Genomic DNA, 25,511 nt, shown 5'->3' with positions numbered 1-25,511 from the left:
GTGATGGCCAAGCGCTTTCAGGGCAGGGAAATCATGCGGATCGAACGAGTCGAGATTGAGAATTTCAAGCTGCTCCAGAATGTGAGTCTAGGTCTTGAAGAGCGCACAACGCTGATCGTTGAACGCAACAACTGCGGAAAAACCTCTATCGCTAAGGTTTTTCGCAGGTTGCTACCTGCCCATCCCGGATAGCTAGCTGGACAATTAGGTTTTGGAATCGCTTCTTTCAGGGCAGTGAGGACGTCTATGTAATAATGAGACCGTCCTTTCCTGCCCGGATCACACCAGTGTTCGATTTCAATGAGCTGTACTTCTTTGCCCAAGTGGTTGAACACAAAGGTTTTGCCGCGGCCGCCAGAAAGATTGGCATCCCAAAGTCCAAGCTAAGCCGTCGAGTTCTGGCCCTCGAGGAGCGGCTGGGTGTACGTCTGATCCAGCGGTCCACCCGCAAATTCACCGTAACTGAGATTGGCCAGGACTACTATCGCCACTGCGTCGCCATGCTCGTTGAGGCAGATGCTGCCGAGAAGGTCATCGAGGAGTCGCGGTCCGAGCCTCATGGTTTGATACGCGTCAGCTGTCCGCCTGCGTTAGCAGCTATGGGCGTGAGTGATGCCATGGCGAAATTCATGGTTGCCCATCCGAAGGTGCAGATCCAAGTAGAGAGCACGAACCGGAGAGTAGACGTTCTGGGGGAGGGCTTCGACATTGCCTTGCGAGTGCGCTTTCCACCACTTCAAGACGAAAACCTATTCCTTAAAGTCTTCGGCGAAAGCTACCAGAAGCTTGTGGCGAAGCCTTCACTGGTTGAAGACATTGAATTGGAAGCGCCAGGCGATCTGATTGGTCTACCGAGCATGGACCTGGCTCCAGCCAACCGCGACCACCGCTGGGCCTTTATCGATCCCTTTGGGGATCGAGTAGAGGTACCTCATACACCACGCTTTGTCACCGCTGACCTAGATGCATTACATCGAGCTGCGGTCCAGGGTGTCGGGATCGTCCAGATGCCAGAGGTTATGGTGAGACATGATCTAGAGGCTGGCATGCTAGTGGAGGTGTTGCCGGCGTATCGACCTCCTAGCGGGTTAATTCATGCTGTCTACCCCTCCAAACGCGGATTGCTTCCGTCCGTCCGTGGGCTAATTGATCTTCTTGCCGAGGAGCTTGGGGCGAACGCTGAAGCTGATCGGAAGGCCTGTAAAGCAGCAGGCAAGATATCCAAACCGTAGTGATCGGAAAGCACTCAGACAACGTGGGATGACGAGGCTTAGGATCAGATCTGCCCATCGAGCATGTCGCCATATAGGCAGTCCAACCCGCAAATCTGCCAGATATCTCCAGCGGGATAATCGCAATACATGACCCGGGATTGATCCCAAGAGGGAGACCGTTCGTCGGGTTTGCCAGATGAGTAACTGAACAAAAAGTGTCTGATTGTTCACGTGCCTCCTGATTTTTCAAGGCCATGTAAATTACTTTGACATAGTAACAACATTTCTAAGTTTAGTTTGCTCAGCGTGTTAGCGATTTTATCGCTAGCCAAAACGGCAGGAGTGGCACACGCACCCAGAGGACTATCCATCACCGTCCGGCATCGATTTGAGAGAGTGGAAGATCTCAGCAGCGAAGCGCACGGATGGTCGATCGGTGATTGGGTTGATCGTGGGCCGGAAGGGGATCTATATCCAAAGCACCTCTGCTACGGGAAAAGCCCTCGTTTACCAAGCACTGCTGGAAAATTACCCTGCACTTGGCCAATGATTTTCATCGATGCTGATCACCGTTTGCATTCGATCTGACCGGTCAGTTGCAGGCGATCTGAACCGTCGCCAGGATGGCTAGGGGGGCGAATTGCCGCCTGTCGTTACAGGCAGCAATCGACAGCCCAATGTGGACATCCTTGAAGCAGGCTAGCGCCGCTATTCAGTCGCGGTCAAAGCCAGGCTTTGATTTGAGCACAAATGGCTTGAGTGGAAATGCCATAGCGATCATGCAGCGTTGGCAAGGCGCCGGCATCGAGGAACGCGTCAGGCAAGGCGATCTGCCGGAAGGCTGGCGCCACGCCGTTGCGCAGCAGCACCCCGGCAACGGCCTCGCCGAGACCGCCGATAATTGAACTATTTTCTGCTGTTACCACCAGCCGCCCCGACTTCCTTGCCTCGGCAAGAATGGTTTGCTCATCCAGCGGCTTTATCGTCGGTACGTGCAGCACGGCGACATCGACTCCGTCCGCTTGTAGTTCCTTGGCTGATTCCAGTGCGCGCATGGTCATCAGGCCGGTAGATATGATCAGTACATCGTTACCAGTGCGTAGGGTCTTGGCTTTGCCGATCTCGAATTTGTAGCCGTACTCGTCTAGCACAAGCGGTACGTTGCCGCGCAACAAACGCATGTACACCGGTCCTTGATGTGCGGCGATCGCTGGTACGGCCTGTTCGATTTCCAGAGCGTCACAGGGGTCGACGATCATGAGGTTGGGCATGGCCCGGAAGATTGCCAAATCGTCGGTGGCCTGATGGCTTGGGCCGTAACCGGTGGTGAGGCCGGGCAGGCCGCAGACGATCTTGACGTTGAGGTTTTCCTCTGCGATCGCCATGCAGATGAAGTCATATGCGCGGCGCGACGCAAACACGGCGTAGGTGGTGGCAAAAGGTACGAAGCCTTCCCGGGCCATCCCCGCGGCCGCACTCATCAGCAATTGTTCGGCCATGCCCATTTGATAGAACCGGTCCGGATGTGCCTTGGCGAAAATGTGCAGGTCAGTGTACTTGGACAGGTCGGCGGACAGCCCGACGATGTCCTGACGCTGATCTGCCAGAGCCGCAAGGGCGTGCCCGAAAGGCGCGGATTTCGTGGCTTGGCCTTCAGAAGCAATCGAGGCGATCATCGCCGAGGTGGTCAGACGCTTCTTGGTCGGTTCGGCAATCGGCGTGTTGGCAACTTTATTCATTGGTTTTTTCCTTCTTCAAGATTGCTCAGTGCCAGGTCCCATTCATGTTCTTCCACGCGGATGAAGTGCGTCTTCTCGCGGGTTTCCAGGAAGGGCACGCCTTTGCCCATTTTGGTGTCGCATATGATCACTCGTGGCTGAGTACCAGGATGATTCCGCGCGGCATCGAACGCGCTGACCAGCGCCTCCAGATCATTGCCATCGACGCGCTGGGTGAACCAGCCAAACGCCTGCCAGCGATCGACAATGGGCTCGAACGACAGGATTTCACTGGAGTAGCCGTCGGCTTGCTGATTGTTGACGTCGACGATGGCGATCAGGTTATCCAGCTTCCAGTGTGAGGCCGACATCACGGCTTCCCAGGTCGAGCCTTCGTTCAACTCGCCGTCGGAAAGCAAGTTGTAGACGAAGGAGAGTGAGCCTTTGCGCTTGAGGCCCAAACAGGCGCCGACCGCAATGCCCAAGCCCTGGCCAAGCGAGCCACCGGTGATTTCCATGCCTGGGGTGTAGGCGGCCATGCCCGACATGGGTAAGCGGCTGTCGTCCGCACCGTAGGTTTCTAGCTCATCGAGCGGGATAATGTCGGCTTCGATCAAGGCGGCGTACAGGGCTATGGCATAGTGACCGATGGACAGATAGAAACGATCCCGAGCTTCCCATTCCGGATCTTCCGGGCGATAGCTCAGCGCATGGAAGTAGGACACGGCCAGGAGGTCGGCTGCGCCCAGAGCCTGGCCGACGTAGCCCTGACCCTGAACTTGCCCCATACGCAAAGCGTGGCGGCGGATGTTATGGGCACGCTGCTTGAGCGTCCCGGTGATAACGCATGAAGGATTGGCAGTCATGGTGAATACTCCTGTGAATCAACGATTGACCAAGGCGGCGGGAATTCGCAGCACCAGGGTGGCACCGGCGAGCAGCACGCCAGTGATCAGATACATACCGATGGCGCTGGAACCGGTGGTCGTGGTGATCCAGCCGATCAGATAAGGCGAGCAGAAACCTGCGAGGTTGGCGAAGCTGTTGACCGCCGCGATGCCCGCGGCAGCGGAGACTCCACCTAGCAGCGTGGTGGGCAACATCCAGAAAAGCGACGTGGCAGACAGGATTCCGGAGGCGGCCAGGCACAGGCTGAGGATGGAGAGCGTCATATTGCCGCCCATCAATGCCGCCAGGCTCAGCCCGATGGCACCAGCGATCATTGGCACGATGAGGTGCCAGCGGCGTTCGCGATGTTTATCGCCGCTACGTCCGACCAGCAGCATCGCCACGATTGCGCAGAGGTAGGGCAGGCTGGTCAGGCAACCGATGTGCAGCGGGTCGGAAACCCCGGCGTTGCGCACCAGCGTCGGCAGCCAGAAGGTGATTGCGTACTGGCCCATCACTACGCAGAAGTAGATGCTGGCCAGCAACCACAGGCGGCGGTCGCGAATGAACTCGCCCACAGACGCGTGGGTGACTTTCTGCTGGTTGTCCTCTGTCAGTTCCCGGGTAATCAGCGCCTTTTCTTCGTCGTTGAGCCAGTTGGCCTGGTGCACGCCGTCCTTGAGGTAACTCAGCACCAGCAGCCCGACCACCACCGTTGGCACAGCCTCCAGCACGAACATCCACTGCCAGCCGGCCCAGCCATGCACGCCGGCAAAGTGGTTCATGATCCAGCCGGACAGCGGGCCGCCGACCATGCCCGACAGTGGGATGGCGATGAACCACAGCACCGTCATGCGGGCACGGCGGTAGGACGGGAACCAGTAGGTCAGGTACAGCAGCAGGCCCGGGGCCAGGCCCGCCTCGGCGATCCCCAGCAGAAAGCGCAGCGCATAGAATTGCCACGCGGTTTCAACGAAGGCGAACAGCGCCGAGATGATGCCCCAGGTGATCATGATGCGGGCGATCCACACCCGGGCACCGATCTTGTGCAGCATTATGTTGCTGGGCACTTCGCAGAGGAAATAGCCGATGAAGAACATGCCCGCACCCAGCCCATAAACCGTTTCGCTGAGCGCCAGATCGTTCATCATTTGCAACTTTGCAAAACCGACGTTCACGCGATCGAGATAGGCGCACAGGTAGCACAGCATTAGGAACGGCATCAGGCGCCAGGCCGTTTTACGGTAGGCGGAGGAGCGCACGGTCGAAACCGCTTCGAGCGACAGGGTAGTCATGATGGTCTGATCTCTTATTTTTATTGACCGCCAGGCATTCAAGCCCGGCGCATCGTCGATCCAGAACCGCACGGGCCGCGCAGGCCCGCCCAGATGTAATCAGTGAATCAGCATGCCGCCGTTCACATCCAACGTGATGCCAGTCAGGTACGAGGATAGGTCGCTGGCTAAAAACAGGGCGGCGTTGGCGACATCCTGAGCTTCACCCAAGCGTCCCAGCGGGATGCTGTCGATGATGGCGTGGCGACGTTCGTCCTGCATCAGCCCGCCGGTGATGTCGGTGTGAATCAGGCCGGGGGCGATGGAGTTGACGCGGACATTGTCCGGTCCCAGCTCCCGTGCCATGGCTTTGGCCAGACCTAATACGCCGGCCTTGGCGGCGCTGTAATGGGGGCCACCGAAAATGCCGCCGCCGCGTTGTGCCGAAACGGAGGACATGCACACGATGCTGCCGCCCGACTGCTGGCGCATCATCGGAATGACTGCCTGGGACATGAGGAGGGTACCGCGCAGGCTGACGTCCAGCACTTTGTCGTAATCAGAGGGGCGGATATCGAGGGTCTTGAGGGGCTGGGTGATGCCGGCGTTGTTGACCAGAATGTCGATTCGGCCGAAGTGCTCGATGATGGTGGCGACAGCCCGTTGAACCTGCGATTCGTCTGCGACGTTGGCCGCTAGGCCCAGATGACCTTCACCCAAGGAAGCCGCAGCATCCCGGGCGGCGGATTCATCCAGATCCAAGATCACGACGCGTGCGCCTTGATGCGCGAAGGTGGTCGCTGTTGCGCGGCCAATGCCACGAGCGGACGCTGCACCGGTGATGATCGCGACTTTGCCTTGAAGAAGCATGGAAGAGTACCTCTGATGATTGTTTTTATGGGGCGGACCGTAAGGACCCGTTGACTCAGCTTGTTCTTCAGGGGGAGCCTGAGCAATAAGGCGAATGTCAGTCGATGCTGAAAAAAATTCAGCACTCGCAATGGCGAATATCAAGTGGTTGAATGGCTCAACGCCCGACTTATGCAACCTACAACGGAATAACAACAATCATGAGTTCATCCGGCGATGCACCTGCGGTACTGCCACCCCTGAAAGCCATTCAGGCCTTTGAACAGACGGCGCGCTTTGGGAATGTCGCGCGAGCGGCGGAAGTCCTTGATTTGACGCCGTCGGCGGTCAGTCATCAATTGGCCAAACTGGAGGCGATGATTGGTCGTCAACTGTTTCTGAGAACGGCCAGAGGAGTGACTCTGACGCCGGTGGGTGAGCAATACCTCGCTGAGGTCTCCGGCATCCTACATAGCTTGGCGGTGGCGACCGAGCGCGCCACCAGCGATGTCAGCCTCGATTGTTTGCGTTTGCACTCATCTCCCAGCTTCGGCCTGTTGTGGCTGATGCCGCGCCTGGAGCAGTTTCGACAGAGCCATCCCGACATACAGCTCAACCTCTCGTGTTCCTACGAGTCGCTGCATTTCAGTCGTGACAAGATTGACGTGGACATCCGCCACGGCATGCCCAACTGGCCCAGTTACGAAGTACGGACCCTTCGTAACGAGAAAATCGCGATCATGGCGTCACCCCGGCTCCTGAAAAAACGCCCGATCCGGACGGTCGCGGATTTGCTGGACTGCAACCTGATTTTGTCGGAGGCGACGCTTATAAAGTGGCCGCAATTGTTCGCCCAACATGGCCTGTCACGCCCGGAAAGGCCTTACACCCTGAGCTTCGACCGCTCCTACATGACGCTGGAAGCTGCCAGCCACGGCCTTGGATTCGCCCTGGAAAGCACGCTTCTGGCGCAGGATTATCTGGCTCGTGGAACTCTGATAGAGGTCGCGCCGCAATTGAGTGCGCCCATCACCGCACACCACTTGGTGTTCCCGCGGGCGCATGCAAACTTCCCGCGGGTCAGACGATTTCTAGAGTGGATGCAGAAGGAGCTGGGGCATGACTTCGATTACTGATTTCGATGTCATGACACGCAAACATCTCATCAGAGTGGCTGCTGAGTGACTGCTTTTGGCCGTTAGCTGCCCGTCTCAGCAGGTAGCTTGGGGCAAAAGTAGCCGGCAGCGAGTGGCTGCCTTCGACCCATTGCTGACATCGGCACGATTAGGCAAAACCGGACACCAGCTATCCAGCCGAAATTTTCGGTTGGCTCCTGTAAAAAGTCAGTTCTGACTGAGGGGAGTGAAATCATGGCGAACAACGCCGGGCTAACTGGGTTGGCGGCATTGTCCGCGAAAGTGAAGGGCGAGCGCCAACGATTACTAGACCGTCTGACAGCTTTCGATAAAAAGCTCGTGGAGTATTCGGGTGGCCTTGGCTGCTGCGGCTCTAGCAAGGGAGTAACGCTTGAGCATTGGGAGATTGATGATATCGGCGCAAGTGGGGGTAGCGTTGGCTGGTTGTTCTTCAGCGGAGAGAGAATGATTGTAAGGGTTGAGCGGTTTGCAGACGGCTGGGCAGAACCTGACTGGAATGATTATGAGAGCAGAAATCAAGCCTGAATGGCTGCGATCGCTGAGCACCCCGGCAATTCTAGAATCGCTGGTAGCAGATATCTCAAGGAGCCTGGAAGAAGAGCACATCACCATTAGCACCACGAATGAATGGTTGACCGAATTTGTCTTAGCAGAAAAAGCGGCCATTGACTCAGACATTGAAAAGCAGTTCGAGCCCCATCAGACTTTGCTTGAGTCATGGCAGACAGCTCAGAAAGCTGTAGAGATTGACCCAGAGGACTCCATCGCTCGCAGCAGTTCCCATACAGAAACAGTCTTGAAAGCGTGTCTAAAGCAGCTTGGGGACACTGGTCATGAAACCTTGGCGATTCAGAGTCTCACTTCTCGCACGGCAAAAAAGCTGCATGACGTCGGCATGCTGGATGAAGGGGCTAAGCAGGCTCTGATAGGTATCGGAACTGTATTTCACGGGATCGGGACTTTGAGGAATTCCAGCAGCACCGCCCATGGCAAAAACGATGGTTACACTCCTCCAGGCTCTGATCTGGCACAGCTTATCAATCACCTTTCAGGGGCTTGCTCGGCGTTTGTACTCAAGCAGACTGAGGAGGTCTTGAAGGGCGAGCAGAAACCGCGATAGATGAAGCGAATCGGCCAGTAAATAGCTGCTACGAAGGGCTTCCTCTGGCCGTAAGCTGCCCTTCTTGTTAGACCCAATTGCACCACGATGAGGACATTGAGGGAGGAGACCCAAAATGTGCTCGGACGGCTACTGCCTTTGGTGTCTCTAGGGAAGAGAAGGGCTGAGCATTTTGACCTTTTCCTCCCCTAAACTGGCATTCCCCACAAAACGTTAAGGTCTTGCATGGGAATGTCTCACTGTTCCACCTGTGGGACAAACTAACGCATTTTTGCCTGCTTATCAGCCATTGCTCATCCCGGTAGGATTCTTCCCATCGTGATCGCTTGACACCGCGGTCTTCAATCACAGGAGATTCCTATGAAACTGTTGCACATCGATTCCAGCATCCTGGGCGACAACTCCGCCTCCCGCCAGCTGAGCCGTGAAGTGGTTGAGGCCTGGAAAGCCGCTGATCCGAGCGTGGACGTGGTGTACCGCGATCTGGCCGCCGACGCCATCGCCCACTTCTCTGCCGCCACCCTGGTCGCCGCAGGCACCCCCGAAGGCATGCGTGATGCAGCCCAGGCCTTTGAGGCCAAGCTGAGCGCTGAAACCCTCGCAGAGTTTCTGGCCGCTGATGCCGTAGTAATCGGTGCGCCGATGTACAACTTCACCGTGCCGACCCAGCTCAAGGCCTGGATCGACCGCGTTGCCGTCGCCGGCCAGACCTTCCGCTACACCGAAGCGGGCCCGGAAGGCCTATGCGGCAACAAGAAAGTGGTGCTGGTGTCCACCGCGGGTGGCCTGCACGCTGGCCAGCCGACTGGCGCCGGGCATGAAGACTTCCTCAAGGTATTCCTCGGCTTCATCGGTATCACCGACCTGGAAATCGTCCGCGCCCATGGCCTGGCCTATGGCCCTGAGCAGCGCAGCCAGGCGATTGATGCTGCCCAGGCGCAGATTGCCAACGAGCTGTTTGCTGCTGCCTGATCCTGCAACTCAGAATGTCGGCGGCGTAATTACCCAGATCACTACGGCATCCACTTCACCGGGGTTGCCGTAGCGGTGGGGTTCCTGGCTGGAAAAGCTGAAACTGTCGCCTTCACCCAGCTGAAAATGCCGCTCGCCCACCCACAGCTCGAAGCTGCCGCTGAGAATGTAGCCGGCTTCTTCGCCCTCATGGCTGTAGCTTTGCTGGCTGTAGGTGCCCGGCGGGAAGCGTGAGTGCAAGATCTCCAGCTGGCGGTTGGGCTGGGGCGTGAGCAGCTGATCGACGATGCCATCCTCGTAATGCACGCTCAGGCGGCTGTTGCGCCGCACCACATAGCCCTGGTCCTCGGGTGCGGTGGTGGCCTCACTGGCGAAGAACCACTGGATGGTCACGCCCAGGCTGCGGGCGATGTTGAACAGCGCCGGGATCGACGGATAGGAAAGGTTGCGCTCCAGTTGGCTGATGTAGCCCGCGGTCAGTTCACTGTGCGCGGCCAGCTCCGCCAGGGTCATGCCGCGGCGCTTGCGCAGGCCGCGGATGCGGGTGCCCAGAAACTGCGGCGCAGGGCCCCCGGCTTCGCTGGCGGGGGGCTGGGGGAGTTGGCTCATGCACGTCGGTCCATCGTAAAAGCCGCAGTATGTACAGCCTCAGAGCGACCAGGCAACCGTCAGGCCGTCGTGAATCGCTTCTTCAGCGGTGCGCGGCGCCAGGCAGTCGCCAACGCGGCGCACTTCCACCAGGCCCGCCAGCTCGCTGGCCAGGCTGTCTTCCGGCTGATGCCCCAGGCACAGCACCAAAGTGTCGATACCCTCGAAGATCATCGGCTCGCCGCTGGCGGTGTGCTGCAGGTACACCGTATTGTCGTCGCTACCATACAGGCGCGCATACGGAGTGATCGGGATGCCCAGGCGATGCAGCTCGCCGGCCAGCTGGTCACGTACGTACAGCGGCAGGCTTTCGCCGCAATGGGTGCCGTTGACCGCAAGCTGCACCTGATGCCCTTCGCGTACCAGGCGTTCGGCAATACCGGGGCCGATCCAGTCGCAACGCCAGTCAATCACCAGCACCGAACGCCCCAGCTTCACTTCATTGCGCAGTACTTGCCAGGCGTCGACCACTTGCAGCTCGCCGGTGCGCTCGAACGCCGGCCAGTAGGGGGTGGCACCGGTGGCGGCGATGACCAGGTCGGGGCGTTCGCGCTCGACCAGGGCGCGGTCCACTCGCGTATTGCGGACAACTTCCACACCGGCCAGGGCCATTTCCCGTTGCAGGTTGGTGCTGGCGCCACCGAACTCGCTGCGCCGTGGCAGTAGCTGGGCCAGCAGCACCTGGCCACCGAGCTGAGGGCCGGCCTCGTACAGCGTGACCTTATGCCCGCGTGCCGCGGCCACGGCGGCGGCCTTCATGCCGGCGGGCCCGCCACCGGCGACGAGGATGCGTTTGGGCGTGGTGGTGGGCGTTAGCTGGCCGTATTGCAACTCGCGACCGGTTTCGGGCCGCTGGATGCAGGAAATGGCCAGGCCGCGATGGAAATGGCCGATGCAGGCCTGGTTGCAGGCGATGCAGGCGCGCACGTCCTCGACCTGGCCGCGCTCGGTCTTGCTCGGCATCAGCGGGTCGCAGATCAGTGCACGGGTCATGCCGCAGACATCGGCCTGGCCACGGGCCAGGATCAGTTCGGCTTCCTGAGGCTGGTTGATGCGCCCGGTCACGAACAGCGGGATATCCAGTTGCTGCTTGAAGGTGGCAGCCTCCCGGGCCAGGTAGGCCGGCTCGATGGCCATGGGTGGAACGATATGCACCGCACCCCCCAGGGACGCCGAGGTGCCGGCAACGATGTGCAGGTAGTCGAGCTGGCTTTGCAGGGCTACCGCTGCGGCCAGCGATTCGTCCTCGCTCAGCCCTTGGTCGTCGCGTTCGTCGGCACTGATACGCACGCCGATGATGAACTGCTCGTCGGTGGCGGCGCGCACGGCGGCCAGCACCTCACGCAGGAACCTCAGGCGCTGTTCCAGTTCGCCGTTGTAGCCGTCGCTGCGCAGGTTCACCCGCGGGTTGAGGAACTGCGCGGGCAGGTAGCCGTGGCTTGCCACCACCTCGACCCCATCCAGTCCGGCCTGATGCAGGCGCCGGGCGGCGCTGGCGTAGCCGTGGACGATTTCGTCGATCATCGCCTGGTCCAGTGCGCGTGGCATTACCCGGAAGCGTTCGTTGGGCACCGACGATGCGGAGTAGGCCACCGCCAGCAGCCCGTCTGCCGACTCCATGATCTCCCGCCCGGGGTGAAACAGTTGCGACAGCACCACGGTGCCGTGCGCATGGCAGGCCTCGGCAAGCTGGCGGTAGCCGTCAATGCAGGCATCGTCGGTAGCCATCAGCACATGTGAGGTGTAGCGGGCACTGTCATGCACCCCGGCAACTTGCAGCACGATCAGGCCAACCCCGCCGGCAGCGCGGTCGCGCTGGTACGCGATCAGTTTGTCGTTGACCAGATTGTCGGTGGGCAGGCAGGTGTCGTGGCCGGTGGACATGATGCGGTTCTTCAAGCGTTTGCCGCGGATCTGCAAGGCTTCGAACAGGTGAGGGAAGGCGGTCTGCATACAGGCGGCTCCGGTGCGGTGTTGTTCTTGTTTTGTTTATGAAAGTGTAGCTCCAGTAAAAAATCAACTTGTTTTTTAACTGATGCGCGACTAGCTTCTGTTCACCCTCACAGCGAGGGCGTGACCTCACAACAACAAGAAATCGGGCCCTCCGGGCACCGGCAGGAGGCAACTACGATGCAGGTATTCCCACGCGTGAATGGCCTTTGCGCAGCATTGCTCGCGCTTGGCCTGGGTTGTGCGCAAGCCGCACCAGAGATGGTTGTAGTCGCTTATGGCGGCGCGGGTCAGAAAGCCCAGGACGAGGCGATCTTCAAGCCGTTCAGTGCGCAGGACGGCAGCAAGCTGATCCAGAGCGAATACAACGGTGAGATGGCGCGCATCCAGGTCATGGCCGACACCGGCAATGTCGACTGGGACGTGGTGCAGATCGAAGGCCCGGACCTGATGCGCGGCTGTGACGAAGGTGTGTACGAGCACCTGGACTGGCAGCGCCTGGGCCACGCCGCCGAACTGATCCCCGATGCAGCACAGGACTGCGGTTCGGCTGCGTTGGTATGGAGCGTGGCCATTGCCTATGACCGCAACAAGCTGGCCCAGGCACCCACCTCGTGGGCCGACTTCTGGGACGTGAACAAGTACCCGGGCAAGCGCGGCCTGCGCAAACGTGCGGTGTACAACCTGGAGTTCGCCCTGCTGGCCGATGGGGTCAAGGTCGAGGATGTCTACCAGGTATTGTCGACGCCAGCCGGGGTTGAACGTGCCTTCGCCAAATTGAGTGAACTCAAGCCCTACATCCAGTGGTGGGACGCGGGTGCCCAGCCGGCGCAATGGCTGGCCGCCGGCGATGTGGTAATGACCTCCACCTACAGCGGGCGTATCGCGGTGGCGGCGCAGCAGGGCAGCCCGCTGGCAGTGGTCTGGCCCGGCAGCCTGTATGGCATGGATTACTGGGCAATCATCAAAGGCTCGCGGCATGTCGACCAGGCCAAGCGGCTGATCGCCTATGCCAACCAGCCCGATACCCAGCTGCGTTATGTGCAGCAGATCCCCTATGGGCCAACCAACATCCAGGCTGCTGCCAGGCTCGACCCGGCCTTGGCCAGTTGGGTGCCTACTTCACCGCAGAACCTGCAAGGGGCGCTGGCAATGAATGTGGCGTTTTGGGTGGACCATGGCGAAGAACTGGAGCAACGTTTCAATGCCTGGGCGACCAAGTAGTCTCTCGCCACTTCATTTACAGGGGCAACAACCATGACCGCAATGGAACAGCGTTTGCGCCAGGAGCTGGCAGCCTGTTATCGGTTGATCGCGCACTTTCGCATGAGCGACCTGATCTTCACCCATATATCCCTGCGCTTGCCTGGGCCGGAGCATCACTTCCTCATCAACCCGTACGGCCTGCTGTTCGACGAGATCACGGCCTCCAGCCTGGTGAAAATCGACTTGCAGGGCAGGCCGGTGGAGCCCACCCCGCACCCGGTCAACCCGGCCGGGTTCGTGATTCACAGCGCCATTCATGCCGCCCGCGAAGATGCCCAGTGCGTGCTGCACACGCATACGCGCACAGGCTGCGCGGTGGCGGCGCTGGAGTGCGGGCTGCTGCCGGTCAACCAGATGTCCATGGAGTTTTACGGCAAGGTGGCTTACCACGCCTACGAAGGGATCGCGCTGGATATGGATGAGCAGCAGCGGCTGGTGGCCGACCTGGGCGACAAGCCGGTCATGATCCTGCGCAACCATGGCCTGCTGACCACCGGCCGCAGCGTGGCCGAAGCGTTCCTGCGGATGTACTACCTGGAGAAAGCGTGTGAGATCCAGTTGGCGGCGCAGAGTGCCGGGCAACTGGTTCTGCCACCCCAGGCGGTGTGCGCACATACCGAGCGGCAGTTCAACGAGCCGGGCAGGGGGTTGAAGCAAGGGGAACTGGCAGACCCGGATGCGCTGCAACTGGCTTGGGCAGCGCTGTTGCGGATGCTGGACAAGGTAGCGCCTGGCTACCGGGACTGACACGACTTTGCAAAACCGCACGGCTGCTCATACGGCGGCCGTGTAGCCGCACATAAGATAACAGTCGCACTGTTGCGCAACCCTTAGCCTCAACTGTACTGCTGCCTGCAAAAGGAATAGCCTTATGCTGTAACGAAATATGTCTAGAAAAGCCTGAAGAAGGAAGCCGCAATGCCGCTCAAGGACCTGCTCATCGCCCTGGTGGTGATTGTCGCCTGGGGAGTCAACTTCGTGGTCATCAAGGTTGGCCTCGACGGCCTGCCGCCGATGCTGCTGGGTGCGCTGCGCTTCTTGTTGGTGGCGTTTCCGGCGATCTTGCTGGTCAAACGGCCCAAACTGCCCTGGCGCTGGTTGATTGCCTACGGTGCGACGATATCGCTGGGTCAGTTCGCCTTCCTTTTCCAGGCCATGTACAGCGGCATGCCACCGGGGCTTGCCTCGTTGATTCTGCAGTCGCAAGCATTCTTCACCCTGGGCTTCGCCGCGTTGTTCCTCGGTGAGCGGTTGCGCCTGGCCAGCGTACTGGGGCTGCTGGTGGCCGCCAGCGGCCTGGCGTTGATCGGCAGTGAAGATGGCGGCCATGTGCCCATGCTGGCGCTGGTGCTGACCCTGTGCGGTGGTGCCATGTGGGGCTTGGGCAACATCATCACCCGGCGTTTTGGTTCGGTCGACCTGGTGGCGCTGGTGATCTGGGGTGGCCTGATTCCGCCACTGCCGTTCCTGGCGTTGTCCTGGTGGCTGGAAGGGCCTGAGCGTATTGGCCATGCCCTGGCCAACATCAGCTGGAGCTCGGTGCTGGCCCTGGCGTATCTGGCCTTTGTCGCCACCATGCTCGGCTACAGCCTGTGGAGCAAACTGCTGTCGCGCCACCCGGCTGGCAAAGTGGCGCCGTTCTCGCTGCTGGTGCCGGTGATTGGCTTGAGTTCGTCGGCGCTGCTACTGGGTGAGCGCCTGACCGCAACCCAGGGCTGGGGTGCCCTGCTGGTGATGGCGGGTTTGCTGGTAAACGTGTTCGGTGCGCGTATTGGCCAACGCCTGCGGGCGGCCAGCGCGTAAGCCACACAAATAGGCAGGGCGGCGCTCTGTTAGAATCGGCCTCTTTTGCCAGGCCAATGGAGCGCTTTCATGATCATTTCCACCACCAGCCAGCTCGAAGGCCGCCCGATTGCCGAATACCTGGGCGTGGTCAGCTCCGAATCGGTGCAGGGTATCAACTTCGTGCGCGATTTCTTTGCACGGTTTCGTGATTTCTTTGGTGGCCGCTCGCAAACGCTGGAGAGCGCCCTGCGCGAGGCCCGCGAGCAGGCCACCGAAGAACTCAAGGCGCGGGCACGCCAGTTGCAAGCCGATGCGGTAGTGGGTGTGGATTTCGAGATCAGCATGCCGTCGGTGCAGGGCGGCATGGTCGTGGTATTCGCCACTGGCACGGCGGTGCGTTTGAAGTAGAGCGGTCTGCCACTGGTCGGCTGTCGGGCGCTTGCCCGGGCAGTCCGCAAATGACCGGCTAGTCTCACTTTCACAGGCCGCGTTTTCTTGGCAGCTTTTCTGGCTGCTGGCGCGTCCGCCACTGGAGGGAGACAGGGCATGAGCGAATCCTTTTTCGAAGACCTGAATGACGCGTTCCCGATCAACAGCCAGGTGCGTTGTGGCCAGGCGGCCTTCCGTCTGGGCTTCGCCCATATGACGCTGGATGATTCCGAACAACTTCAGCCTGCACACCTGCAGCGCAGTAAAAAAGGCCGCTTCATGCCGCGGGTTCCGCTGAAGAAGTGAACCTGCATCCAGCTCAAGACCCCGCCCAATGGCGGGGTTTTTATTGCGCTTTGTTGATCCGCCTCATGGCATCGCCCGGTAGCACTCGCCGGCTGGCCGAGGTTGTGCTTTTCTGGTGGGGCATTCCAGTAACGGAGGATTGAATGCTCATGCGAGTCAGGGAACAGACCTATTGGCAGTGGGCCGATGCCCAACTGCATAGCCGCAGCCACGACGAAGCCCTCAGTGACGGTACCACGCTGGATGTGCAGGTACGCCTGTCACGCCTGGGGGCGACCCAGCTGTTTCTGGGGTTGTATGCCAAGGATGGCCGCGCAATGCTGGAGGAGTACTACCCCGCACGCCCCGGGGAGACCATGACCCGCGCCCTGGTATGGGGTGTCGACCGTGCCCGGGCCATGGCAACCGGAGCCTTGCCTTTGCCGCAAACCCGCAGCCACCGGCGCCAGGCATGAAAAAGCCCGGCCAAAGTGGGCCGGGCTCAGGTAAAGGCGGGAACCCTCAGTTAAGCGGTTCGATCACCTTGACTGCCTGCTGCTCACGGGCAGCGGGCCATTCTTGTTGCAGGGTCTGCAGCACGCGGCCAACGAACTCGGTGTCGGCGGCGGCCTTCTTGCCGACGTAGCCCTGGCCACGGCGGTAGACCTTGAAGCGGGCACGCATGCTGGGCAGGTGCTCTTCAAATTCATCTTCGATAGTGTTCGGTGGCAGGCGGTCGAGCCGCACCTCACCGGTTTGGCTGACCCACAGCAAGTGGTCGTCAAGGCTGTCCTTGCGTACGGCAAACAGCTGCGCCAGTTGATCGATGGTCGGATTGTTGTTCAAGTTCATCATAAAGCCCCCATTACCCATTCGTAGGTGATTTTTCACAGTTGGCGCTACCACGGTGTAGCGCACTACCAAGGCTGCTACAGCAGCATCGCAACAGGGGCTTTCTCACGCTGCCTTTTGGACAGTTCCCTCTCCACGGACGGCCTGCGTTACCGCGCAAGCCGTCTGGAACACCCTTGCCACCGCTCCCGATCAGGGAGACGGCTTCATCATGCACAAGGGCGATGAGCGGCGTCAATCATTTTGTAGTGAATATTTTTTGGCACTACATTTTTGTCATTTTGTTCGACAATCGCTGCTCCTGCTAAAGCCCGGACAGTATTTCGAAGGCGGCGCGAACCCGCGCTTCGTTCGGGTAATTTCGGTTAGCCAGCAGCACGACAGCCAGTTGCTCAGAGGGCACAAACGCGGCATAGGCACCGAAGCCGTTGGTTGAACCGGTCTTGTTGTACCAGGCGGCCGCTTGTGCCGGCAGGGCCGGTTGCAAGCGCGTGGTTGCCTGCGGTTCACGGATCAGCCGCGGGCTGTTGCCATCGATCAGGGTGGCCAGCGTGACGGGGTAGGGGTAGCGCTCCCAACCCAGGCCCTGGGTCATGGCGCCGACCTGGAAATAGCCCTGCCGGGTGATCTCGGTGGCTTTGACAAGCGCCGGTGGCAGGCCCTGTGGCTGCATGTTCAGGCGCACGTAGCGCAGCAGGTCGCTGGCGCTGGTCTTGATGCCGTAAGCCTCGTCGGCGTAGGGGCCGGGGCCGACGCGCACCGGTTTGTCGGCGGCGTCGTAGCCTTGGGCATAAAGCCCCTTGGCGCTGGCCGGGACATGCAGGTAGGTGGTTTTCAGGCCCATTTTCGCCAGCAGGCCGTCAGTCATCAGCGTGGAAAACGGTTGATGCTGTGCGCGTGCGGCCAGGTCGCCGAACAAGCCAAGGCTGGGGTTGGAGTAGCAGCGCTGCGTACCGGGCTTGGCGCGGGGTTGCCAGTGGCGGAAGAAGTCGACGACTTGTTGCGGGGTCTGTACTTCGTCAGGGAACTGCAACGGCAGGCAATCTGCACTGTAGGCACCGAGGTCCAGCACGCTGGCGTCACCAAGGGGTGTTCCGGCCAGTGCCGGGTGATAGCGCTTGGCCTGGGCCGCGAGGTCCAGCTTGCCCTCGGCACTGGCCAGCGCGGCCAGTGTGGCCGTGTAGGTCTTGCTCAGCGAGCCGATCTCGAACAGCGTGTCTCGGCTTACCGGCACATTGTCGGCTTTGCTGGCCACGCCGTAGCTGAAGTAGTGCGCGTGGTCGCGGGCATAGATGGCCACGGCCATGCCGCTGATGCCTTGCTCCTGCATCAGTGGGCGGATGATACGGTCTACCTTGGCTTGCAGCTGGTCGTCAGCCTGGGCGCTGGCGTGGCCCAGTGCAAGGGTGATGGCGGCCGCAAGCGCGGCCAGGCGAGAGAGGAGCATGGCAGGGTCCTTTTGTGGAACGTGTCCGTTGAGCGATACCGGTGGGGGTTCCGGCGTTAGCGGTAAAAAGCCGAAGACCTTATCGTCTGCCCTTGCACAATGACAAGATGGACACAGTGATGAAGTACTTGCGCATGTTATTCGACAATTTCACCCTGGCGTTGCTCGGGGTGGTTCTGATCGCCACCGTGCTGCCTTGCTCGGGTGGCGGCGCAGTCTATTTTGGCTGGCTGACCAACCTGGCCATCGGCCTGCTGTTCTTCCTGCATGGGGCCAAGCTTTCGCGTGAGGCGATCATTGCCGGTGCCGGGCACTGGCGTCTGCACTTGCTGGTGTTCTCCTGCACGTTCGTGCTGTTCCCGCTGCTGGGCCTGGCGTTCAAGCCCCTGTTCCTGCCGCTGGTGGGTAACGAGCTGTACCTGGGTGTGCTCTACCTGTGCGCCTTGCCGGCCACCGTGCAGTCGGCCATCGCCTTCACCTCGCTGGCCCGCGGTAATGTGCCGGCAGCCATTTGCAGCGCAGCGGCGTCCAGCCTGCTGGGCATCTTCCTGACCCCGTTGCTGGTGATGATGTTGCTGGGCGCCAGTGGTGACACGGGTTCTGGTCTGGATGCCGTGCTGAAGATCACCCTGCAGCTGCTGGTACCGTTCGTTGCCGGGCAGATTGCGCGGCGCTGGATTGGTGCCTGGGTCAAGCGCAATGCGCGCTGGCTCAAGGTGGTGGACCAGGGCTCGATCCTGTTGGTGGTGTACACCGCTTTCAGCGAAGCCGTGGTCACCGGGTTGTGGCACACAGTATCGCCGCAGCACCTGGCCGGGTTGTTCGCCGTATGCGGGATTCTGCTGGCGGTGGTGCTGTTCGGCACTCGTGTGCTTGGCAAGCTGCTGGGCTTTGACCTTGAAGACCGTATCACCATCCTGTTCGCCGGCTCCAAGAAAAGCCTGGCCACCGGGGTGCCCATGGCCCAGGTGCTGTTCGTGGGCAGTGGTATTGGCGCGATGATCCTGCCGCTGATGCTGTTCCACCAGATCCAGCTGATGGTCTGTGCAGTGTTGGCGCAGCGCTATGCCAGCCGTGAACAGGTAGCTGAAAAGGCTTCGGCTGCGTCCTAAGCACATACGCGGTCCCTTGTAGGAGCGGCCTTGTGTCGCGATGGGCTGCAAAGCAGCCCCTTATTCAGAGTCGCTGCTGATATTGCCGGGGCTGCGTTGCAGCCCATCGCGACACAAGGCCGCTCCTACACAGGGATCGCGTAGGAACGGATATCAGCGGGCTTGGCCCGAAGCGCGTTCGCGCAAGGCCTTGCCCACCTCGGCCTCGATCTTGTAGGCCGGCCCCTCTAGCGCGTCATAGTCGCGCGTGTAGCGCCGGGCAAATTCCTCCACGCCCAGTTCCTGATACTGCTGCACATGCTTCAACTCGTGCGCCCACAAGGCCACGTTGTCTTCGGCATCGCCCGCCCGGCGGAAAATGATCGTATCGATCAGCGTCACGGCATTCACGTCGGGGTTTTGCAGCAGCGCATTGGCCGCGCTCATCTGCTGCTCGTCACCTACCCGGTAACGGGCTGCGTCGAGCACGGCAAAGTCGTACCAGGCTTCGAGCTGCGCGCGGATATGAAGCGGGATGGGCTGCACGCCGCTGGCGGTGGCCTCGTCCCTGGCCTGGCGCAAAGCAAACGCCAGGCTGGACGAAGCCATGACTTCTACATCCTTGAGAATCTGGCCGGCCTGCCCTGGGTCGATCGGCGCACAAAAACAGCCCATCAGGCACACCTGGTACTGGCCTGGCGGACAAGCTTGTTCGGCGAATGCAGGCAATGCCAGCAGCAACCCCAGCGCTGCACTAATCCACTTCATGCAAGGCCTTTTCGACAAACTGGCGGCTCGCGTCCAGCACTTGCGACTGCACTGTTTCAGTGGCCAGCATGCGGCCGACCATCAACGCACCGACGCACTGGCTGATCAGCACCCAGGCTAGTTGCTCATCCTCCAGTGTTGCGCTCCAGGCCTGGTGCAGTTCGACCAGCCAATGTTCGGCCTCTTCGCGCACCGGCGCTGGAGCCCTGGCGATTTCGACCCCCAACGGCGGTAGCGGGCAGCCACCTTCGGCGTTGTACAAGTGGGCCAGGCTCAGGTACTGCTGCAGGCAGCGACCCAGGCGTTCACGGCTGGCACCTTGGTTGGCCAGGCGCGCCAGTGGGCTGTTGCACAGTTCTTGTCGCACGACTTCGGTGAACAGGTCGTCCTTTGATGGGAAGTGGTTGTAAAACGCGCCGCCGGTCAGGCCGATTGCCTTCATCAGCCCGGCCACACCGGTGCTGGAAAAGCCCCCGCGCTTGGCCAGCGCGCCGCTACTGCTCAGCAACCGTTCGCGGGTCTGTTGCTTGTGTTCGTTGGAATAACGCATTCACTTGCCTCTGCAGGCGGGCTTGACGATGACGGGGATCATAACATAGCGTTCGTTTACTAAACGATCATTCACCAATGGAGGCAGGCATGGCAGAACAACAAAAAGTGGTGCTGGTGATCGGTGCGGGCGACGCGACCGGTGGCGAGATTGCCAAGCGGTTCGCCCGTGAGGGCTACATTGCCTGCGTGACTCGGCGCCAGGCTGAAAAGCTGCAACCGCTGCTGGACGAAATACGCGCCGCGGGCGGCCAGGCCCACGGCTTTGGTTCCGATGCCCGCAAGGAAGATGAAGTTGCAGCATTGGTCGAGACTATCGAGCGCGATATCGGCCCGATCGAGGCATTTGTCTTTAATATCGGCGCGAATGTGCCCTGTAGCATTCTTGAAGAAACCCCGCGCAAATACTTCAAGATCTGGGAAATGGCCTGTTTTGCCGGCTTTCTCACCGCCCAGGCGGTTGCCCGGCGCATGGTTCAGCGTGAGCGCGGCACCATCCTGTTCACCGGCGCCACTGCGGGAACCCGCGGGGCGGCGGGTTTTGCGGCGTTCGCCGGGGCCAAACATGGCTTGCGTGCGCTGGCCCAGAGCATGGCACGCGAGCTTGGCCCGCGGAACATCCATGTTGCACATGTGGTGGTGGATGGGGCCATCGACACCGCCTTCATTCGTGACACCTTCCCCGAGCGCTATGCCCTCAAGGACCAGGATGGCATCCTCGCCCCGGCGCACATTGCCGACAGTTACTGGTTCCTGCACGCCCAGCCGCGCGACGCCTGGACCTTCGAGCTGGACCTGCGTCCCTGGATGGAACGCTGGTAAGCCCCTTTCACCGAGCAAGGACCGAAACCATGCACAAGACTGTCGATTTCTATTTTGACCTGGGCAGCCCGGCCAGTTACCTGGCCTGGACCCAGTTGCCCGGCCTGTGTGACCGCCAGGGCGCCACGCTGCGTTACCGGCCAATGCTGCTGGGCGGGGTGTTCCAGGCAACCGGCAATGCGTCGCCGGCCATGATCCCGGCCAAGGGGCGCTACATGTTCACCGACCTGGCACGCTTTGCCGCACGCTATGGGGTGCCGTTTGGCATGCCGTCAGGTTTTCCGGTCAATACGCTGAGCCTGATGCGCGGCGTGATGGGCACGCAGATGCATTCACCGGAGCGGTTCGAGGCGTTGTTGGCCACGCTGTTCAACGGGTTGTGGGTGCAGCGCCGCAACCTGAGCGACAGCGCAGTCCTGGATGAAACACTGGCCCAGGCAGGCTTCGATCCGCAGGCTTTTCATGCCGTGGGGGCGGACGGCGAAGTAAAAGCAGCGCTCAAGCAGGCGACCGAGGCTGCGGTCGGGCGCGGGGTTTTCGGCGCACCGACCTGCTTTGTTGGCGAGGCGATGTTCTTTGGGCAGGACCGTCTGGACTTTGTCGAGGAGGCGCTGTCGCATCCAGCTTGAGCGTTACGGCTGTACCTGTGGGGGCGGGCCAGCTGCTCTTCCATAGAACTACACATCACTTACTGATTTAGCAGGGACCCTGTGGGAGCGGGCGTGCCCGCGAACACCGGCGCAGCCGGTGCCATGCACCGCGTTGGATTCTTGGCGGCGGTTCGACGCCTCGACACGCCCGCTCCCACAGGGTACGCGGTGCACCCGCCATGCACTGCGCATCAAACAGTCAGAAATTCGCCGGCGTGTTTGCGCTGATGATCTCGGCTTCGTCCTGGCCGATGTTCTTGAAGCTGTGCGGCAGGGTAGTGGGGATGTAATACCCGTCGCCCGAATTCAGTACGCTGACCTGGCCATCGACCCACAGCTCAACGGTGCCCCGGGTGACCAGGCCACATTCCTCGCCCTCGGCGTGTACGATTGGATCGCCCGAGTCGGCACCGGGGGCATACAGCTCACGCAGCATGCGCATCTGCCGGCCCTCGACACTGGCACCCACCAGTAGCATGCGCAGGCCATTGCGGCCCAGGTCTGGCTGTTCGCCACCACGGAACACGTAGCGCTCCTCGCGTACCGGCTCGTCGAAGCTGAAAAACTCTGCCAGGCTCATCGGGATGCCTTCGAGCAGCTTTTTGAGGGAGCTGACCGAAGGGCTGACGCGATTCTGCTCGATCTGCGAGATCGTCGAATTGGTCAGCCCGCTGCGGCGGGCCAGTTCCCGTTGGGAGAGGTTGTTGCGTTCACGCACCAGTTTGAGTCGCGTCCCCGTGTCCATAGCCGCCTTGTAATCAGAGGTGTCAATAATAATGAGCGATGCGCATTAAAACACACTCTGGTCGCTTGCGCGCTGTGCTTTCAAACCCGCTGTTCACGCGGCATCGGCCACAGGCCGACCAGCAGCAACAGCACGGCCACGGCCAGGAATGGCAGGCGCGGATCGAGTGCATAGACCAACGTGCCTGCCAGCGGCCCGATCACTGCCCCCATGCCTTGGGCCGCGCCAATGGAGCCGGCTGTGGCCCCTTGCTCGGAGGCCTGCATGGCATTGGCTGCCAGCGCTGAAAACGATGGGAATACGAAGCCCATGCCGGCCGCTGCGACGAAGTAGCAGGCCCATAGCATCGGTGCGCTGGTAGCGAGCGAGCCGCAGGCAAAGCCAAGCGCCGAAACAGTGGCACCCACCCGGATCATTTTCAGCGGCGGCCATTCCAGTTTGCGCAGCAGCACCTGCGACAGCATCAGCGCCACGCCAACGGTGGTCAGCGCGATGCCGGCCGCCTGCGCAGCTTCTGCTGGCCCCAGGTGCAGGCGGTCGAGGGCGAAGAAGCCGACAATGATCTGCGAAACGGTAACACTCAGCATGGCGCTGAATGCCACCAGCAAGGGCCGGCGCAAGCGTGGGTCGTTCAACCGCACCGGGCTGGGGGCATGGTTGTGGGGCAGGGTCTGTGGCTTGAGGGTGAACAGCAGCACGAGAAACGCAGTAGCCGGCAGCAGTGACATGATATGGAACGGCAGGCTCAGGCTGTGCCGCGCCAGCAGCGCCGCCAGCGCCGGCCCGACCACCAGGCCGACGGCGTTGGCCGCCCCCAGCGAGGCCATGGCCCGTGCCCGGCGCTGCGGTTCGATGTGATCGGCAATCAGCGCGTTGCCGCCTACCGGGATGGCGGCATAGAAGGCACCGATACAGCCGCGTGCGACCATCAGACCTATGAATGCTGCGGTCGCCCCCGGCATCCAGCGCAGCGCACCTTCGACGAACAGGCACAGCAGCCAGTAGGCCAGGGTGAAGCCGGCGGTGCCCAGCAGCAGGATGCGCCGGCGGCCCAAGCGGTCAGCTGCACGGCCCCAGGGGCGCGCCAGCAGCACCCAGACCACGCCGGCGACCGTCACGGCGGCGCCGGCCTGCCAGGTGGCCATGCCGAGTTGGCGGGCAATCGGGCCGATCAGGGCGACAAAGGCCATCATCGACATGGTACAGGCCATGTTGGCCACCAGCAGCGGGCGCAGGTCCAGTGTATTAGCGGGTAAAAGTCTTGCAGGATCCTTTGCAACGTTCATGGGCAGTCCAGGGCAGTGCGGCAAAAAGAGCGCCGATCTTATTAAGAATGATTGTCGTTTGTCTAATGCCCCGGGCTGCTGCATGTCATTCGTTGCGGCGCAGGGGGCCAGGCCACATGCTACGCAACACGCCGTCACGGCGCACCCACGCGTGCATCAAGGCGGCAGCCACATGCACCAGTACCGTGGCGAAAAGCAGGTAGCCGGCCCAACCGTGCGCCATGCGCAGCACGGCATACAGTTGCAAGTTGTGCGGGGCGATGGCAGGCAAGCCCAACGGGCGAGGGTAGTCGCCGGCCGACAGCATGGCCCAGCCCAGTAGCGGCATGGCCAGCATCAGGCCATAGAGCACCAGGTGCGATGCGCCGGCGGCCCAACGCTGCAAGGCAGGCAGGTCTCGCGGCAAGGGCGGATGAGGCACGGCCAGGCGCACGCCAATGCGTAATAGCACCAGCATCAGCAGCGCCAGGCCGGTGGCCTTGTGTAGCCCGATCAGTACTGGGTGGCGTGTCGACAGGTCGGCAACCATGCTCACACCAATGAACAGCATGGCCAGGATCAGCACGGCCATCAGCCAGTGCAGCAGGCGGGCGAACGGGTGGAAGGCGTCGGGTTTCATGGGCGGGCTCCGGTGCCGAGCGATTCGCGGCTGCGGCGGTTGAACGATTCCGAATAGGCAGCCGAACGGGCGGCGAGGATTGGGTCGGCAGAGGCCTCGATACCCCTAGGCAGGATCAGCGGGTCAAAGTTGAGGTCTCGGCATGCTCCCTGTTCCGGGGCGTCGACCTGCTCCAGCACCAAGGTGCCGGCGTCTACACTGCGCCGCTCGGCAGGCCAGGGGCGGGCAGGGTCGTCCACCGCATCGCCGGGTTCGGCCAGCACCAGGCGCAGGGTCCAGCGCAGCGGGCCTTGGGCCAGGCGTTGCTGCAGGTCGTGTTGCAGGAATTGCTTGTCATCGACCTGACCGGGCAATGCGGCAAACGCAGCCTGGGGCTCAAGCTGCCAACGCACGGGGTGGCGCCTGCCGTCTGCGTCAATCAGCAAAAAGGCATTGATGCTGTGGTACTGCGTGCTGGCAAAGCTGTTACTGGGCTTGTAGCCCGCCGCCCATTGGCGAAACGCAGCACTTTCCGGGTGAGCGGCGAAGAACGCCTGCATGCTGGCAGGGTTCGGCTTGCCGGTGGCGGGGTCGGGCGTGCCCGCCAGTACTTGCTCGTAGAACCCTTGGGGCGTGCTGACCGCCAGCACTGGCGGGTTGTTCATGCCAGTGCGCCAGACCTGCCCGTCGTCAGTGCTCAGCTGGATGGCCAGGCTGCGCACGGGGATGCCGGTGTCCGGGGCGAACGGGTTGGCACCGCCAATGGCGAAACGGCCGATCACCGGCACGCGCGCCTGGCTGAACACGCGCGCCGTGGACAGGTTGGCAGCCTGCCCGCTGGCCTGGAAGTAACCGCTGACGCACAAGCCCTTGGCGTGGTTTTTTCGGTAGCCCGGGTAGTGCCCGGCCTGGGCCTCGAAGGTGTCGATGATGCGCTGTGGCGTCAGCCGGGTTTCGCCGAGCCAGCCGGCGGCATAGGCAAAGCCGGCGCCTGCGGCCAGCATCACGGCGCCGATGGCGGCCAGGCGCAAGGCTTTGGCCGGGCCGTGCAAGGGTGGGTTCATGGTTATCGTCCGGTTGGGTGAGTGTGCCGGTACGACGGCGCAAGGAAAAACTTATTCCATCGGCGGGAATAGATTTTCCTGCCG

The 25,511-nt window shown here is 61.2% G+C and carries 29 protein-coding genes; 15 read left to right on the top strand and 14 right to left on the bottom strand.

All coding sequences use genetic code 11. From position 1 onward, the window contains the following. The first annotated feature begins 3 nt into the window (after window positions 1–3). Both ACQKPZ_RS07505 and ACQKPZ_RS07500 read left to right on the top strand, forming a co-directional pair. The gene (locus tag ACQKPZ_RS07505; RefSeq protein ID WP_400693093.1) at window positions 4–192 is read left to right on the top strand and encodes an AAA family ATPase; all 189 of its coding nucleotides are present in this window, start codon (window positions 4–6) and stop codon (window positions 190–192) included. 95 nt (window positions 193–287) lie between these two features. After that, window positions 288–1,232 carry a LysR substrate-binding domain-containing protein gene (locus ACQKPZ_RS07500; RefSeq protein WP_400693090.1) on the top strand — a complete coding sequence of 315 codons (945 nt, stop codon included), beginning with the start codon at window positions 288–290 and terminating at the stop codon, window positions 1,230–1,232. 704 nt (window positions 1,233–1,936) lie between these two features. On the opposite strand, the gene ACQKPZ_RS07495 is transcribed toward ACQKPZ_RS07500, so the two are convergent. The 4 genes from ACQKPZ_RS07495 to ACQKPZ_RS07480 form a co-directional block, all read right to left on the bottom strand. After that, entirely contained in the window at window positions 1,937–2,953 is a 1,017-nt protein-coding gene (locus ACQKPZ_RS07495) for a transketolase family protein (protein ID WP_427536568.1), read from the bottom strand. Further along, window positions 2,950–3,798, bottom strand: coding sequence for a transketolase (locus ACQKPZ_RS07490; protein WP_427536566.1), 849 nt, complete (start codon window positions 3,796–3,798; stop codon window positions 2,950–2,952). The genes ACQKPZ_RS07495 and ACQKPZ_RS07490 overlap by 4 nt, the downstream gene beginning before the upstream one ends. An 18-nt stretch (window positions 3,799–3,816) precedes the next feature. Next, a complete protein-coding gene (locus tag ACQKPZ_RS07485) occupies window positions 3,817–5,115 on the bottom strand; it encodes an MFS transporter (protein WP_427536564.1) in 1,299 nt (432 codons plus the stop codon). 99 nt (window positions 5,116–5,214) lie between these two features. After that, a complete protein-coding gene (locus ACQKPZ_RS07480) occupies window positions 5,215–5,964 on the bottom strand; it encodes an SDR family NAD(P)-dependent oxidoreductase (protein ID WP_427536562.1) in 750 nt (249 codons plus the stop codon). A 200-nt stretch (window positions 5,965–6,164) separates the two neighbouring features. Between ACQKPZ_RS07480 and ACQKPZ_RS07475 the strand changes: the two genes are divergently transcribed. The 4 genes from ACQKPZ_RS07475 to ACQKPZ_RS07460 all read left to right on the top strand — a co-directional run bounded on the left by ACQKPZ_RS07475 (window position 6,165) and on the right by ACQKPZ_RS07460 (window position 9,192). Continuing rightward, window positions 6,165–7,079 carry a LysR substrate-binding domain-containing protein gene (locus tag ACQKPZ_RS07475; protein WP_427536560.1) on the top strand — a complete coding sequence of 305 codons (915 nt, stop codon included), beginning with the start codon at window positions 6,165–6,167 and terminating at the stop codon, window positions 7,077–7,079. Between the two features lie 234 nt (window positions 7,080–7,313). Continuing rightward, on the top strand, window positions 7,314–7,625 hold the full coding sequence (locus ACQKPZ_RS07470; RefSeq protein ID WP_427536558.1) for a hypothetical protein: 312 nt from the start codon (window positions 7,314–7,316) through the stop codon (window positions 7,623–7,625). Next, window positions 7,603–8,220 carry an abortive infection family protein gene (locus ACQKPZ_RS07465; RefSeq protein ID WP_427536557.1) on the top strand — a complete coding sequence of 206 codons (618 nt, stop codon included), beginning with the start codon at window positions 7,603–7,605 and terminating at the stop codon, window positions 8,218–8,220. Before ACQKPZ_RS07470 ends, ACQKPZ_RS07465 begins: the two co-directional genes overlap by 23 nt. Before the next feature lie 360 nt (window positions 8,221–8,580). Continuing rightward, window positions 8,581–9,192, top strand: coding sequence for an FMN-dependent NADH-azoreductase (locus ACQKPZ_RS07460; RefSeq protein ID WP_427536555.1), 612 nt, complete (start codon window positions 8,581–8,583; stop codon window positions 9,190–9,192). A gap of 9 nt (window positions 9,193–9,201) precedes the next feature. Here the strand turns inward: ACQKPZ_RS07460 and ACQKPZ_RS07455 are convergent, their stop codons facing one another. Next, window positions 9,202–9,801: a helix-turn-helix domain-containing protein gene (locus ACQKPZ_RS07455; RefSeq protein WP_403202520.1), complete on the bottom strand. Its 600-nt coding sequence runs from the start codon at window positions 9,799–9,801 to the stop codon at window positions 9,202–9,204. A 39-nt stretch (window positions 9,802–9,840) separates the two neighbouring features. Then, entirely contained in the window at window positions 9,841–11,793 is a 1,953-nt protein-coding gene (locus ACQKPZ_RS07450) for an FAD-dependent oxidoreductase (RefSeq protein WP_427536553.1), read from the bottom strand. A gap of 177 nt (window positions 11,794–11,970) precedes the next feature. On the opposite strand from ACQKPZ_RS07450, the gene ACQKPZ_RS07445 reads away from it, so the two are divergent. The 6 genes from ACQKPZ_RS07445 (at window position 11,971) to ACQKPZ_RS07420 (ending at window position 16,031) form a co-directional block, all read left to right on the top strand. Continuing rightward, window positions 11,971–13,014 (top strand): ABC transporter substrate-binding protein, encoded by a 1,044-nt coding sequence (locus ACQKPZ_RS07445; RefSeq protein WP_427536551.1) that lies wholly within the window; start codon window positions 11,971–11,973, stop codon window positions 13,012–13,014. Between the two features lie 33 nt (window positions 13,015–13,047). After that, window positions 13,048–13,803, top strand: coding sequence for a class II aldolase/adducin family protein (locus ACQKPZ_RS07440; protein ID WP_427536549.1), 756 nt, complete (start codon window positions 13,048–13,050; stop codon window positions 13,801–13,803). Window positions 13,804–13,974: 171 nt separating this feature from the next. Then, window positions 13,975–14,859, top strand: a complete 885-nt coding sequence (locus ACQKPZ_RS07435; protein ID WP_427536547.1) for an EamA family transporter — start codon at window positions 13,975–13,977, stop codon at window positions 14,857–14,859. 69 nt (window positions 14,860–14,928) lie between these two features. Continuing rightward, window positions 14,929–15,249 carry a YbjQ family protein gene (locus ACQKPZ_RS07430; protein ID WP_003258990.1) on the top strand — a complete coding sequence of 107 codons (321 nt, stop codon included), beginning with the start codon at window positions 14,929–14,931 and terminating at the stop codon, window positions 15,247–15,249. Window positions 15,250–15,387: 138 nt separating this feature from the next. Then, complete coding sequence (locus ACQKPZ_RS07425) at window positions 15,388–15,576, top strand: hypothetical protein (protein WP_003253897.1); 189 nt, start codon at window positions 15,388–15,390, stop codon at window positions 15,574–15,576. A gap of 143 nt (window positions 15,577–15,719) precedes the next feature. Continuing rightward, on the top strand, window positions 15,720–16,031 hold the full coding sequence (locus ACQKPZ_RS07420) for a hypothetical protein (protein ID WP_427536545.1): 312 nt from the start codon (window positions 15,720–15,722) through the stop codon (window positions 16,029–16,031). Window positions 16,032–16,077: 46 nt separating this feature from the next. On the opposite strand, the gene ACQKPZ_RS07415 is transcribed toward ACQKPZ_RS07420, so the two are convergent. Next, entirely contained in the window at window positions 16,078–16,410 is a 333-nt protein-coding gene (locus tag ACQKPZ_RS07415) for a hypothetical protein (RefSeq protein ID WP_284353762.1), read from the bottom strand. Between the two features lie 301 nt (window positions 16,411–16,711). Further along, the gene (ampC, locus tag ACQKPZ_RS07410) at window positions 16,712–17,854 is read right to left on the bottom strand and encodes a class C beta-lactamase (protein ID WP_427536543.1); all 1,143 of its coding nucleotides are present in this window, start codon (window positions 17,852–17,854) and stop codon (window positions 16,712–16,714) included. Window positions 17,855–17,973: 119 nt separating this feature from the next. On the opposite strand from ampC, the gene ACQKPZ_RS07405 reads away from it, so the two are divergent. Then, entirely contained in the window at window positions 17,974–18,966 is a 993-nt protein-coding gene (locus tag ACQKPZ_RS07405; RefSeq protein ID WP_427536541.1) for a bile acid:sodium symporter family protein, read from the top strand. Between the two features lie 153 nt (window positions 18,967–19,119). Here the strand turns inward: ACQKPZ_RS07405 and ACQKPZ_RS07400 are convergent, their stop codons facing one another. Both ACQKPZ_RS07400 and ACQKPZ_RS07395 read right to left on the bottom strand, forming a co-directional pair. Beyond that, window positions 19,120–19,713 carry a DUF4157 domain-containing protein gene (locus tag ACQKPZ_RS07400; RefSeq protein ID WP_427536539.1) on the bottom strand — a complete coding sequence of 198 codons (594 nt, stop codon included), beginning with the start codon at window positions 19,711–19,713 and terminating at the stop codon, window positions 19,120–19,122. Continuing rightward, window positions 19,700–20,263: a TetR/AcrR family transcriptional regulator gene (locus tag ACQKPZ_RS07395; RefSeq protein WP_427536537.1), complete on the bottom strand. Its 564-nt coding sequence runs from the start codon at window positions 20,261–20,263 to the stop codon at window positions 19,700–19,702. The genes ACQKPZ_RS07400 and ACQKPZ_RS07395 overlap by 14 nt, the downstream gene beginning before the upstream one ends. Before the next feature lie 89 nt (window positions 20,264–20,352). On the opposite strand from ACQKPZ_RS07395, the gene ACQKPZ_RS07390 reads away from it, so the two are divergent. Beyond that, on the top strand, window positions 20,353–21,084 hold the full coding sequence (locus tag ACQKPZ_RS07390; RefSeq protein ID WP_427536535.1) for an SDR family oxidoreductase: 732 nt from the start codon (window positions 20,353–20,355) through the stop codon (window positions 21,082–21,084). A gap of 29 nt (window positions 21,085–21,113) precedes the next feature. Beyond that, window positions 21,114–21,713 carry a 2-hydroxychromene-2-carboxylate isomerase gene (locus ACQKPZ_RS07385; RefSeq protein WP_427536533.1) on the top strand — a complete coding sequence of 200 codons (600 nt, stop codon included), beginning with the start codon at window positions 21,114–21,116 and terminating at the stop codon, window positions 21,711–21,713. 220 nt (window positions 21,714–21,933) lie between these two features. Here the strand turns inward: ACQKPZ_RS07385 and ACQKPZ_RS07380 are convergent, their stop codons facing one another. The 4 genes from ACQKPZ_RS07380 to ACQKPZ_RS07365 all read right to left on the bottom strand — a co-directional run bounded on the left by ACQKPZ_RS07380 (window position 21,934) and on the right by ACQKPZ_RS07365 (window position 25,433). Further along, the gene (locus ACQKPZ_RS07380) at window positions 21,934–22,479 is read right to left on the bottom strand and encodes a cupin domain-containing protein (RefSeq protein ID WP_391133318.1); all 546 of its coding nucleotides are present in this window, start codon (window positions 22,477–22,479) and stop codon (window positions 21,934–21,936) included. Window positions 22,480–22,559: 80 nt separating this feature from the next. Further along, window positions 22,560–23,765, bottom strand: coding sequence for an MFS transporter (locus ACQKPZ_RS07375; protein WP_427536531.1), 1,206 nt, complete (start codon window positions 23,763–23,765; stop codon window positions 22,560–22,562). Between the two features lie 85 nt (window positions 23,766–23,850). Next, window positions 23,851–24,384 (bottom strand): cytochrome b, encoded by a 534-nt coding sequence (locus ACQKPZ_RS07370; protein WP_427536529.1) that lies wholly within the window; start codon window positions 24,382–24,384, stop codon window positions 23,851–23,853. Further along, complete coding sequence (locus ACQKPZ_RS07365) at window positions 24,381–25,433, bottom strand: catalase family peroxidase (protein WP_427536662.1); 1,053 nt, start codon at window positions 25,431–25,433, stop codon at window positions 24,381–24,383. Before ACQKPZ_RS07365 ends, ACQKPZ_RS07370 begins: the two co-directional genes overlap by 4 nt. Between the last annotated feature and the right edge of the window lie 78 nt (window positions 25,434–25,511).

The organism is Pseudomonas sp. NPDC089547, assembly GCF_050280665.1.
GTDB lineage: Bacteria > Pseudomonadota > Gammaproteobacteria > Pseudomonadales > Pseudomonadaceae > Aquipseudomonas.
Note: the sequence above shows the minus strand (reverse complement) of the source record. Positions and strands in the feature narration are given on the sequence as shown.

Bases quoted from the DNA above. Each gene is read 5' to 3' on its own strand.
- ACQKPZ_RS07505 (WP_400693093.1), top strand. From the start codon at position 4: ATGGCCAAGCGCTTTCAGGGCAGGGAAATCATGCGGATCGAACGAGTC.
- ACQKPZ_RS07495 (WP_427536568.1), bottom strand. From the start codon at position 2,953: ATGAATAAAGTTGCCAACACGCCGATTGCCGAACCGACCAAGAAGCGT.
- ACQKPZ_RS07490 (WP_427536566.1), bottom strand. From the start codon at position 3,798: ATGACTGCCAATCCTTCATGCGTTATCACCGGGACGCTCAAGCAGCGT.
- ACQKPZ_RS07485 (WP_427536564.1), bottom strand. From the start codon at position 5,115: ATGACTACCCTGTCGCTCGAAGCGGTTTCGACCGTGCGCTCCTCCGCC.
- ACQKPZ_RS07480 (WP_427536562.1), bottom strand. From the start codon at position 5,964: ATGCTTCTTCAAGGCAAAGTCGCGATCATCACCGGTGCAGCGTCCGCT.
- ACQKPZ_RS07475 (WP_427536560.1), top strand. From the start codon at position 6,165: ATGAGTTCATCCGGCGATGCACCTGCGGTACTGCCACCCCTGAAAGCC.
- ACQKPZ_RS07470 (WP_427536558.1), top strand. From the start codon at position 7,314: ATGGCGAACAACGCCGGGCTAACTGGGTTGGCGGCATTGTCCGCGAAA.
- ACQKPZ_RS07465 (WP_427536557.1), top strand. From the start codon at position 7,603: ATGAGAGCAGAAATCAAGCCTGAATGGCTGCGATCGCTGAGCACCCCG.
- ACQKPZ_RS07460 (WP_427536555.1), top strand. From the start codon at position 8,581: ATGAAACTGTTGCACATCGATTCCAGCATCCTGGGCGACAACTCCGCC.
- ACQKPZ_RS07455 (WP_403202520.1), bottom strand. From the start codon at position 9,801: ATGAGCCAACTCCCCCAGCCCCCCGCCAGCGAAGCCGGGGGCCCTGCG.
- ACQKPZ_RS07450 (WP_427536553.1), bottom strand. From the start codon at position 11,793: ATGCAGACCGCCTTCCCTCACCTGTTCGAAGCCTTGCAGATCCGCGGC.
- ACQKPZ_RS07445 (WP_427536551.1), top strand. From the start codon at position 11,971: ATGCAGGTATTCCCACGCGTGAATGGCCTTTGCGCAGCATTGCTCGCG.
- ACQKPZ_RS07440 (WP_427536549.1), top strand. From the start codon at position 13,048: ATGACCGCAATGGAACAGCGTTTGCGCCAGGAGCTGGCAGCCTGTTAT.
- ACQKPZ_RS07435 (WP_427536547.1), top strand. From the start codon at position 13,975: ATGCCGCTCAAGGACCTGCTCATCGCCCTGGTGGTGATTGTCGCCTGG.
- ACQKPZ_RS07430 (WP_003258990.1), top strand. From the start codon at position 14,929: ATGATCATTTCCACCACCAGCCAGCTCGAAGGCCGCCCGATTGCCGAA.
- ACQKPZ_RS07425 (WP_003253897.1), top strand. From the start codon at position 15,388: ATGAGCGAATCCTTTTTCGAAGACCTGAATGACGCGTTCCCGATCAAC.
- ACQKPZ_RS07420 (WP_427536545.1), top strand. From the start codon at position 15,720: ATGCTCATGCGAGTCAGGGAACAGACCTATTGGCAGTGGGCCGATGCC.
- ACQKPZ_RS07415 (WP_284353762.1), bottom strand. From the start codon at position 16,410: ATGATGAACTTGAACAACAATCCGACCATCGATCAACTGGCGCAGCTG.
- ampC (WP_427536543.1), bottom strand. From the start codon at position 17,854: ATGCTCCTCTCTCGCCTGGCCGCGCTTGCGGCCGCCATCACCCTTGCA.
- ACQKPZ_RS07405 (WP_427536541.1), top strand. From the start codon at position 17,974: ATGAAGTACTTGCGCATGTTATTCGACAATTTCACCCTGGCGTTGCTC.
- ACQKPZ_RS07400 (WP_427536539.1), bottom strand. From the start codon at position 19,713: ATGAAGTGGATTAGTGCAGCGCTGGGGTTGCTGCTGGCATTGCCTGCA.
- ACQKPZ_RS07395 (WP_427536537.1), bottom strand. From the start codon at position 20,263: ATGCGTTATTCCAACGAACACAAGCAACAGACCCGCGAACGGTTGCTG.
- ACQKPZ_RS07390 (WP_427536535.1), top strand. From the start codon at position 20,353: ATGGCAGAACAACAAAAAGTGGTGCTGGTGATCGGTGCGGGCGACGCG.
- ACQKPZ_RS07385 (WP_427536533.1), top strand. From the start codon at position 21,114: ATGCACAAGACTGTCGATTTCTATTTTGACCTGGGCAGCCCGGCCAGT.
- ACQKPZ_RS07380 (WP_391133318.1), bottom strand. From the start codon at position 22,479: ATGGACACGGGGACGCGACTCAAACTGGTGCGTGAACGCAACAACCTC.
- ACQKPZ_RS07375 (WP_427536531.1), bottom strand. From the start codon at position 23,765: ATGAACGTTGCAAAGGATCCTGCAAGACTTTTACCCGCTAATACACTG.
- ACQKPZ_RS07370 (WP_427536529.1), bottom strand. From the start codon at position 24,384: ATGAAACCCGACGCCTTCCACCCGTTCGCCCGCCTGCTGCACTGGCTG.